Source organism: Brevibacterium aurantiacum (assembly GCF_007558825.1).
GTDB lineage: Bacteria > Actinomycetota > Actinomycetes > Actinomycetales > Brevibacteriaceae > Brevibacterium > Brevibacterium aurantiacum_A.
In genome coordinates this window covers 240,201-250,515 of the sequence record NZ_VLTK01000008.1, presented here as the reverse complement: position 1 = coordinate 250,515, position 10,315 = coordinate 240,201, and the positions used below count along the sequence as shown (strand labels likewise).

At 59.4% G+C, this 10,315-nt stretch carries 6 protein-coding genes; 2 read left to right on the top strand and 4 right to left on the bottom strand.

The features are described from left to right. Nucleotides 1-60: 60 nt before the first annotated feature. Nucleotides 61-300 (bottom strand): DUF6968 family protein, encoded by a 240-nt coding sequence (locus FO013_RS23305; RefSeq protein ID WP_395949800.1) that lies wholly within the window; start codon nucleotides 298-300, stop codon nucleotides 61-63. Between the two features lie 52 nt (nucleotides 301-352). Here FO013_RS23305 and FO013_RS22425 point away from each other — a divergent pair, with 52 nt between their 5' ends. Next, a complete protein-coding gene (locus tag FO013_RS22425) occupies nucleotides 353-676 on the top strand; it encodes a hypothetical protein (protein WP_186293140.1) in 324 nt (107 codons plus the stop codon). Further along, the gene (locus tag FO013_RS15020; protein WP_143923364.1) at nucleotides 673-1,293 is read left to right on the top strand and encodes a recombinase family protein; all 621 of its coding nucleotides are present in this window, start codon (nucleotides 673-675) and stop codon (nucleotides 1,291-1,293) included. Before FO013_RS22425 ends, FO013_RS15020 begins: the two co-directional genes overlap by 4 nt. Before the next feature lie 27 nt (nucleotides 1,294-1,320). On the opposite strand, the gene FO013_RS15015 is transcribed toward FO013_RS15020, so the two are convergent. The 3 genes from FO013_RS15015 to FO013_RS15005 all read right to left on the bottom strand — a co-directional run bounded on the left by FO013_RS15015 (nucleotide 1,321) and on the right by FO013_RS15005 (nucleotide 10,306). Next, nucleotides 1,321-2,577, bottom strand: a complete 1,257-nt coding sequence (locus FO013_RS15015; RefSeq protein WP_143923363.1) for a hypothetical protein — start codon at nucleotides 2,575-2,577, stop codon at nucleotides 1,321-1,323. A gap of 25 nt (nucleotides 2,578-2,602) precedes the next feature. Continuing rightward, nucleotides 2,603-4,012, bottom strand: coding sequence for a hypothetical protein (locus FO013_RS15010; protein WP_143923362.1), 1,410 nt, complete (start codon nucleotides 4,010-4,012; stop codon nucleotides 2,603-2,605). A gap of 87 nt (nucleotides 4,013-4,099) precedes the next feature. Beyond that, nucleotides 4,100-10,306, bottom strand: a complete 6,207-nt coding sequence (locus tag FO013_RS15005) for a helicase-related protein (RefSeq protein ID WP_186293139.1) — start codon at nucleotides 10,304-10,306, stop codon at nucleotides 4,100-4,102. Nucleotides 10,307-10,315: the final 9 nt, after the last annotated feature.

The following is a 10,315-nucleotide window of genomic DNA, read 5'->3' as shown; positions in this document are numbered from 1 at the left end:
TCATTTTCTCTCCAAACTAAGTTGACGCTCGAATGATTAGCAGAGTCTTGAAGGGGTTGCTTAGCTAACAATAAGTTCAGGGTCCATGTGCTTCACCTGAGCGCGAGCAATAGTGACAGCAGCTTCGATCGCCTGGAAGGGGTCAACGCCGTAAGCATTCATTGAAGTGTCAACCTCTGCTTTGGCGCATTGGATATTCACAGTGCAATAATAGTCACCATCATGCTGTTGCTGCGGGCAATCGATCGAAACGCGAACTGAAGCGCCGTGAAGATGAGAATAAAATATATGAGTAAACACAACGCAACTTCCCCAAATTTAATGAATGGGATATATTTAGACTATCCTTAGAATGTATGTCTTCAATCTATCAGCCTTCAATGACAGTGTCGATGGATTGATTCGAGGAAATCTGCGTAAAAGCGAGGGGCTATGCGGCGTCGCCCACGCAACCGCCATCGCGGTCATCCTCGGGGTCGCCGAAGGCAACTTCTTCCTCGTGGACTTACTACTCACCCAGATCGAGCGGATGCTGACCGTGATCGACCTCGACGAGTTGTCACCCGAGGCTGTAGAGGCAGTTCGGCAGGCTCCCCCTTGTCGGCCACTAAGTGCCGCGAAAAACGTGCCATTTACCGCTGCGACTCACAGACATGTGGTACATCTGAACGCATGAGTTCCTTCCGTACATTTGGTTATGGTCGAGTTTCCACGGTCGGCCAGCACCTCGAACGACAACTCGATGCGCTCAAACAAGCCGGCTGCACCCGTGTCTTCTCCGACATCGGGTCGGGAGCTAAGACAAATCGTCCCGGCCTCTCTGCTCTCCGCGACCACTTGCGTCCCGGCGACACCGTACTGGTCACATCTCTCGACAGGCTCGGACGGTCAATGTCGGGCATTCTCAGCCTCGTTCATGAACTGGCAGAGGAAGAAGTCTCGGTAGAAACGTTGGATGGTCTTTCCACCGACCCCCGCAAACCAGGGGGCAAGATCCTGCTGGCGGTCACAGCCGCAATGGCAGAGGTTGAGCGCGACCTCATCATCGAACGAACCAACGCCGGTTTGAAGTCCGCCAGGGCCAGAGGCCGTATTGGCGGACGTAAGCCGAGACTGACTCCCTCACAAGAACACGCCGTACTATCAGTCGTCGACGCCGGACAACAGAGCCTCACAGCCATCGCGGACGACTTCAACATCTCTCGGTCGACTCTCTACAGACTGATCAACCGCCAGCGCGACCACCAGGCGATGCCGTCGAACACAGGTATCTCTGGTCCCGTTTCAAGCTAATGCCGCACCTGGCAGTCAGAATCAACTTCACCAGGACACGGCATTGTCGCCGGTCAGATCCTCAGCTTCACACGTCAACAGCTTCACTGCCCGGTATTCCACGTCGTACGGCTCGATCTCTTTCATCTGAATCGCACGCAGCCGCTCATTGGACTGATACTCACCCATTCGAGAGTCCGCCTGAACCGCGTCTCTGATGCCGACGACCTCCCACCAAGTATCGCCTGGAAGCAACAGCTCGTTCTCATGGCCGAGATGCGTTTCCAGCACGCCTTGTGATTTGTCCGACAGGAACAGGCCTCGCTTCGGTGCCAGCTCCAGCCGAATCCCATCCTCTTCACCAGCCGAGTTCAACCAATGTGGGTTTGGATGGATCGAACCGAACCACCACAACTTCGTGGTCGACGAACGCACGTGCTCATACCGCACAATATCGCCCGGAGACAGCAACAGATGCTGCTCGAACGCCCACGCTGCCAACCGGTCACGCCGATCCCATGTTGAGAACCCGGAACTGTTCATCCACGGTTTACGCATCTGGTGGAACACCACCACATCGGGATCAACATCGAGTTCCACATCGGGATCATCAAACACCTCAGCCAGAGTGCCCCGCTGTTCATGATGCTTATAAGCGTGCAGAGCGTCTTTGTGCCGAGAAATGACGTTCGCATTGCACTCTTCTTGCCGCCGCAATCCATCCACGATGGCCTTGTTCACGACGCGTCGCTGTGTCACTGGAGCAAACGGTTCAGGCGTCGGTGACTTCGCCTCCTGGTTCTTCCTCGCCATGAAGTCTGCCCACTGTTCGAACGAGTGCACCTGAAGCACAGGACCTGTATCCCGTGGCACTATCGAAATCTGATCCAAGTCCAGCTCGGGGAACTCAGCGATCATCGTCTCGCCCAACCACCCGTCCGGGGGAAGTCGCCACCCTGAAACCCCGTGCTGTGCCTGCCACCTGGACACCAGTGGTTCGATCAACTGGCTGCTTGTAAACAGTCGGATCTCGTTGAGTTCCCGGATCGCTTGACGGTTCTGCCGAGTCCACGGATCCTTGTGGGAAAACTCTTCCAGTTTGATCACGCGCTCTTGGCTCCGCTGCACCCACTCGCTGAACTCGAAGTTGTGGGTAGTCAGAGGATCGAATTGCTCGTCCTGAGCCAGTAGACCGCGCAGGGGTCCATTATTTGCCCAATGGTGGTACCAGCACACCGTGTCGTCGGTCAGTCTCGGGCACGCCGCCACCAAGCAGATGCGGCTATCCAGCCTCGCGTTGTTCATACTGATTGTCCCTTCCTTCAACAGTTCACACCGAGGCTCGCAGCCATACTTCAGCCGCTGATCCCTGCTCCAACGCGCTCTTTGCCTGCTTCGCGAGATTCCTGCGCCATTTCTTCGATCCAGGAACTCCGGGCAGACTGAGCTGGCTCGGCAGATACCACGTTGATCTCTCGACTGCCGTTCGAATGTCTCCGAGCACTTGCGCGTTCGGTCCATGCACGAAACTGCACGAATGGGTTGTGAGCTCCACCGGGTCGGGCGCACTGCTGAGCACTCTGACTGCCAGCCCCGTGTTGAGTATCCGGCCGCGTTCGTCTGTGTGCATCAACCAGCCGATGATCGGAAGACCACCGATAAGGACCGGCCGATCATGCACAACGAAACTCGGCACATCGCGGGGAACCGTTGACGCCACACGCTCATCTCCCGCCCGCAATTCCATGTCAGCGACTGGAAAGTAGAGAAGCTTCGCCCGCTGGACGAGGTTTCCCACACACGCAATCGCCTGCAACATTTGTGCCGCAGACCCATCGCCGTGTTCGTACCGCGAGTAGGTTGCGCCATCTTCCTCCAACCCGCCGCGCATACCCATGAGCGCCTGGGCACGGAGAAACGCAGCATGACCTGCCTTAAGTCCAGTCATTGACGTCGGAATATCTGGAAGTAGGTCTCCGGCTTCTAAGTCATTGACCGCGGTCGTCGACATAGCCAGCTTCACGCTGAGCAGAACGTCATCCATGCTCGATGCCCTGGACAGTTCGCGGTCATTGTTGACGATGTTCATCGCCTCGGAATGCCAAATGTGAGTTTGGTCCATCACCGCCTGAGAATCGTCCATCCCGAATAGATGAGAGATGTCGTCTTCGGTGCGCTCAACACCCTTCGTATCCGTCCGGTCCTCATCCGGGCCAAAGATCGTTTCGTCACGGATCACGGTGTCACTGACTTCCTCGGTGACCCGCAGCTTCATCCCCGGCGTCGAGGAGGCAGCACTCTTGAACGCTTCCATCAGCTTGTCGGTGGTCTGATCTTCGAGCCGCCGGTCGAGTTCTGCAACCAAGGGCCACACCTGGTCGTAGTCGTTGATGATGCTCTTCATCTCTCGGTGCGCGGACTTCGCTGACTCACGGCCTGTCACCTGTTCCAGTGACTGCCACCACTGGCTCAACCGGGTCTTCGCTTCTGCACTATCCATTTGCTCACACGCCGCGCGCACTCGGGTCAACCACACTTCGTGATCGAATTCGCTGTCGTCGACAATACTGGTCCCCAGCGTGAAGAAGCTCTCGAAGACGTTTCCCACAGCCTGCATGTACTGTCGAAAGATCGGTTCGGAATCCTCTCCGTCGGTCACAGTGCGGGCCTGCTTCTGTTCACGCTTGGCCGCACGGTAGTTCTCGATCATCGTCACCATCGTCTGGTGTGCCTCGGACATGAGTTCTTCCCTTCGTCGCCTCGTTGCGGTGATTTCTCGGTCAATCGGTTTGTCAGTATGTCAGGCGCCCATGACATAACGTCGGGTTCACTCCATGCCCACTGTGTGTTCTCTTGTCGGTACAGATTGGCCAGGCCCGCTTGTTGGCCGTGCCCACCGAGCAGGTTCTGTTCCGGTCTTCACCGTTGTCAGTGCTCGTTCCTGTGCCCGTGCTGTGTCCTCGACCGTCACAGTGTCATCGAACGGGTCTAGCCCGTGTGGTGGCAATTGAGGGATGCCCAGGCTCATCCCTTGCTCGTCGCTCAGCCCAGCCACCAGATGCGGATGCTTCGCCTTGATGCTCTCCATCACGTCATTCGACGCCTTCCCAGCGACCGCCGCCTCGACTTCGCTGATGTCACCGCTACTTAGCTTTGCGCGCTGACGGTCATTTGTTTTCGCCCAATCGAGAGCCATCTGCCGTTCGGCGGGGGAGAGCCTGCCTAAGCATTCCTCGGCCATGGCCGCTGAGCGGACTTCGGAGCCAAGACGCACCCGCGCCATACGATTGCCTTGCTCGAATTCGCTGATGGCTTCGGTGAACGTCTCAATCGACTCCTGCAGCCGCGCAATCGACGACGGTGATTCCGCTCCCGCGACTTTCCGCAGCGTCGTGGCCATCGACTCGATGCTCGCTGCATCCATAACCTCATATGCGCGACTCATCTTCACGTCGTTCGCGTGCTGAGGCAGGCGCTCATGCAGATACTGATCCGTCATGTGTCGCCCTGGGATTCGTGCCTCTCGTGCCGACCCGACCATCTGAGCGCACTCGATGCGCGACACATCGGCCAAGTCGTACACCTGCGTCTTTGCATCGACAGTGCTCAGCGCAGCGGCTTGTGCATACTTCGTCGACGCCACACGCAGACGATCCTCGACCTCGCCCATACGTTGCCAGAACACCTTCGTCTCCGTCGCCCGGACCACAGGCTCTGCCCCTCGTTCCTGGAATCGCCTCAACGCTGTGAGCACCTCCTGGAACGCCCGTTGTGAGTGCTCTTCTCCCAACGCCGCCGCCTCGTCTGCGCGTACCGATTGTTCCTTGGCCCGATTCGCCGCCGCCTCGGCCTCCGCCTCATCTGTCGATGTTTCAGGCCCATTGGTCAGCCGTCGCCCTGTCTGTGTGTACTCGACCGTGTCCGGTTCGCTCACGCTCACACCTGATCTCGTCGGTGTCACCGCGACCGTCGTTACCGAATATCCGGCCTCGGTACCGTCTCCACTCGCTTCTGGTCCTGAATCCCGCTTCTTGCGGTCCTCAGCCTCCTGCATCTCCTTGATTTTCGCGTCGATGTCGGCAAGCTTCGCCTTGGCCGCTGCCAGTTCATCGGCATGTTTGAACGGCTTGCCCAACTGGTCACCGACGGCCTCTAGCGTTTGCTGTGCCTCGGCTCGGTTTGCCACCAGCCGGTCTCTGACCTTATCCAGGCCAGTGACCTTGTTTTCGAGCAGTTGCGCGACGTTCCGTGGCGTTGAACTCTGCGGATCCAGGATGGCGTCGAAGTCGACTTCCACCTGCACTGATTCGGGCAACGCCCCGGTGTCTTCCAAGGTCAGGAGGACTCGTCGCCCTGTGGCGTAGTCGTGTCGGAAGTCGACGTTGACGAAGAACCCGCCAATCTCGATGCGGTTGCCCTCCCCATTGATCAGTCCGCCGCCCGGCCGGGTGAATCCCTTGATGTGCGAGTAAATGGCTTCCGAGGCGTCCCCACGATTGTCGTACTCAACACCGGCGATCCGTGCTCGGAAACGATCACCCTGGGTGTCGATTCGCCGTGTCAGGGCCTCTTCGACCGCGGGCAGCATGTGCTCGATTTGCCCGAGCCTCTGCTCAGCCGAATTCCTGCGGAATTTCAACGCCGCCTGTGCTTTGTCATGGCCGCGTGCCCGCCGCGACAGCTTCTGCAGCGTGACATCCACTTCGGTGCGTTCGACGAGCAACGGGTTTCCTGAGGATCCGGCCATCATCTGCTGCGCGTCCAACGCCAGGTCGCCAGGATCGTCGAGCTCTCGCACATCGAGCCGGCCCCGCATCACCTGAGCGATCGCGGTAGCTTTCCGTCCGATGATGTCCCAGGAAGTACTGTCGAACGTGTTCTCCGTCGCGTACCGGTAGATCTGGACTTCACTGTTCTCGTTGCCTTGCCGCAGGATCCGTCCCTCACGCTGTTCAAGCTGGTCGGGTCGCCACGGACAATCAACATGGTGCATCGCCGCAGCACGGTTTTGAATATTGGCTCCGGTACCCATTTTCTGGCTTGAACCGATGAGCACGTCGATACGGCCCTCGCGCGCATCCCGGAACAGATTCGCCCGCTTCTCATCGTCCTTGGCCTCGTGGATGAACCGGATCCGCGACCGGTCCATCCCGTGCTTGGCCACCAGATCAGACTTCATCTGATCGTAGGCATTCCACTCATCATCAGTCGGCGTCGACAAGTCACAGAACACCAACTGCAGCCCACCCTTGTTCTCCGACACATCAGTCGTGCCGGGAACCAGGTACTCGTTATCGCGGTTCTCCCGCCAGATCGCCGCGATTCGGCGAGTCACGTAGTTGAGCTTCACATCTCCGCTGAACTCCAGACCGACCATGCGAGGGTCCAACGCCACCTGCCTGCCGTCGTTGTACACGGTCAGGTGGTTGTCCTCTCCCTTCTCTGGTCGACCCGACAGCTTATCCAAGCGCCCCTCCAAGTACTCCATGTACTTCGCGTGAGCCTCGGTGCGGGGGATGACGACCATCTCGGGGCGGCGGTCACCATTGGAGTTGACCACCTGTTCGGGCACCGGCAGGTTCAGATCTTCGGAACGCTTGACATCGGCGAACTGCTGCCATGACGACAGCATTTCCGGGACATTCTTGAACTTCGCGAACCGCGTCCGCTGCTTCAACCGGCCTGCCGCGTCACGTTCGACGCGAGTGACCGTCTCACCGAACGTCGACCCCCACTGATCGAAGGCGCGCACTCCGGCCTCTTCCAACAGATCAGGACGCAGATACCGCGTCATGACGTGGGCTTCGCTGATGCTGTTGGCAATCGGTGTGCCCGTGGCCATCGTGACTACCCGCTCACCATAGGTGTCCCGCAGATAGCTGATCTTCATCTCCATGTCCGTGGCCTTCTCAGATCCTTCGATGAAGGCACCGGCAATCGAGGTGGGAGTGTGGAGATTCTTGAACTCGTGAGCCTCGTCAACTGTCAAGTAGTCAATACCCGTGGCCTCGAACGTCAGGTTCGTCTCATCGGCGGCTGCGAGAATCTTCTCCAACCGTGCTTCCTGTTTCTTCTTCGCATTCTCGATCTGCTTGACGGTCCGGTTCGTATCGCTCTCCGTCGCCGCTTCCATGACCGCTTTGGCTTCATCCAGCTCGGCAGTGATATCACGGAAATAGCTCTTCGCAGTCTCCGCCTTCACTCCCAACATCTTGAACGACGAATGCGTCATGATGATGCCGTCCCAGTCGCCCGTGGCCGCCTTGGCCACGAATTCCCGGCGACCAGCAAGACTGCCTTTCTTCACCGCCAGATCATCACTTCCGGCAGCAAGCAGCCGAGCGTTGGGGTACATTTCCTGCCACTCGCGGGTGAACTGTTCGAGCATGTGGCCGGGAACCAGCACAGCAGGCTTGGTGACCAACCCGCGCCGTTTCAGCTCCATCATCCCAATCACCGCAGCACCGGTCTTGCCCGCACCCACGACATGGAACAGGCCCACCGCCGGTTCAGCGATCATCCTCGCCACCGCCGTGCGCTGATGCGGTTTCGGCACCCAATCATCGACCAGACCGGGGAACGTCAGACGCTCGGCCTCTGGTGTGTAATCGCGGGGCACGAGTGCGTTGAAGCGGCGATTGTAATCGGCACTGAGGCGTTCGGCGCGCGCAGGATCTGCAAACACCCAATCCTCGAACCGCTCGGCGATCTCTTCGGCTTTCGCACGTGCCGCCTCGGTCTCAGTCGGATTGAGGACACGGGACTTATCCTCCATGGTGTCCATGACCTGGATCTCCGCACCGGTGAGCAGATGGCGGTAAATGTCATAGACCGGCATCCTCGACGTGCCCCACTCGGTGGTGGCCTGCACCGACTGGCGTGCACCCGAATATCCGAACTTCACATCCCAATAGCCCGCGCCGGCCTTGTGCACGGTCGCCCACCGGTCACCGGCGATCTCCTGTAAGAACGCCTCATGATCGGACGCCGGAATCCACACCGCCCCAATAGTCGGGGTGATGTCCTCAATGGGAATATCATCGGGAATCACCGACATCAGGGCCTGGGCATTGACCGTGTACCGGTCATCGTTCTCCGCAACACGTTCGGCCTCAGCCAGCTTCCTGCGCACGTTGCCGGACAGGTACTCCGCCCGTGTTGCCAGTTGTCCGCTGGCCGGATCGTCGAACACGAGATCGCCCAGCTCTTCGCGAGCCGTAGTTTCGTCCGTGCCCAGCAGATTCGCGATCCGCCCGATCTCGGCCTTGCCCTTGGCATCCAGGCACAGTCCCAAGGCTTCTTCTGCCGTGTCCGCGCCCAGCAGAGGCCGGTTCTGTTCGACGGTGCGCTGGTGCAGAATGTCCGCCGCGACCGCCTCCCCGGTCTCGTCGTTATAGGTCTCCAAGGCTTTCGTCAGCGACCACAACGGATCATCGCGCATGACCTGTGCCGGTTTCGGGTCCTGCCGCACCTGCACCCGGACCTTTTCTTTCTCCCCGGTGTCGTCGTTCTCCACCGTCACCGTCTGCCACTTCGTCCCGTGACGATTGATCGGCCCGAACTTCGCGACGTGCTTCTCCCACACCCGCAAAGTGTCTTCGCGCAGGGCCACTAGTTCCTCGGTATCGACTGGTGTGGCCACCTGTCCCCCGACGAGGGCACCGGCCCGGTCTCGAAGATCCATCAGTGACCGGACCTCGGCCATGGCATTCTTCGGCACCTTCACGTCCACATTCCTGCCATCGACGACGCGCACGAAGTGACCCGGCTCCGTCTCGACAAGCGTGCCCGGCCAGTGACCGTCAGCCAACTCCACGGGAGCCTCACGCTCACGCTCGGCCAGCATCTCCGCTGTGGGAGCCACATACCCGCGACCGCGTTCATTGGCCGCATCGACGATTGCACTCAGCCGCTGCCGCAGCAGTTCCGGCACCTGCTCCAGGCTCTGAACACGCACGTTGATCTGCGAATCCCGGAATGTACTCGCCTCCAGCTCGCCCAGAATGTTCTCGGGGTGGTCGTGGAAATACCGATTCATCAAGGGCCGCGCCCCGGCCTCACCGAGATCCGTCGGTTGCGTTTTCACCCACCACAGAGTCTCTTCAGTCGGTTCTTCACCCGGTAGACGTTTGCGGAACACGAGCACATCGGTGACCACTTCGGTGCCCGCTGTACGGCGGTGTGCCCCGGTCGGCAATCGCACCGCGCCCAGGAAGTCGGCCTCGCGCCCGATCTCTGCCCTGAACGCCGGATTCTTCGCATCCATGGTGTAGGCCGACGTCATCATCACCGCAACACCACCATCGTGGAGGCAGCCCACAGCCTTGCGAATGAAGTGATTGTGGATGGAGAACCGTTCACCCGGATTCCACGACGGGTCGAAGACAGGAAAGTTGCCGAACGGGACGTTGGCAATCGCGGCATCGAACTGGTTTGGCCGAATCAGGGTCTTGCCGAACGATTCATTGCGCACATCGGCGTGCGGATACAAATACGATGCGATCTGCGCTGACAGCGGGTCGATCTCAACACCGACCATGCTCATTGACTCTGGCGCAGAGCCGATGAAGTTACCGGATCCACACCCTGGTTCGAGGACACGGCCCTCGGTGACTCCCAGCCGCTCTAGCGATGACCACATTTCGGCCACGATGGCTGGGGACGTGAAGTGAGCGTTGAGCGTCGTTGCCCGTGCCGCTTCCCACTCATCGTCGGTCAGCACTTGCCGCAACTGGTCACGCTCGCTCGACCAGTTCTCTTTCGCTTCGTCGAAGACATCGGCCACGGCACCCCACGATGACCACCCGGCCAGGACTTCCTGATCCTGACCGGTCACTGTCCGACCGGACTCGGTCAACTCACGGACACGCTCAATCGCGGCCAGATTGGTCTGAAACCGCGCCTTCGGCCCCGAGGGCACATACTCTTTGTCCCGGTCAACGACGAACCTCGGACCAGTGGTGTCCGGCGGCGTGTCTGTCTCTGTCCGGTCATGACCGGTGTCCGTGACCGGACGAACATCGTCGCCGGTCACGGACACCAC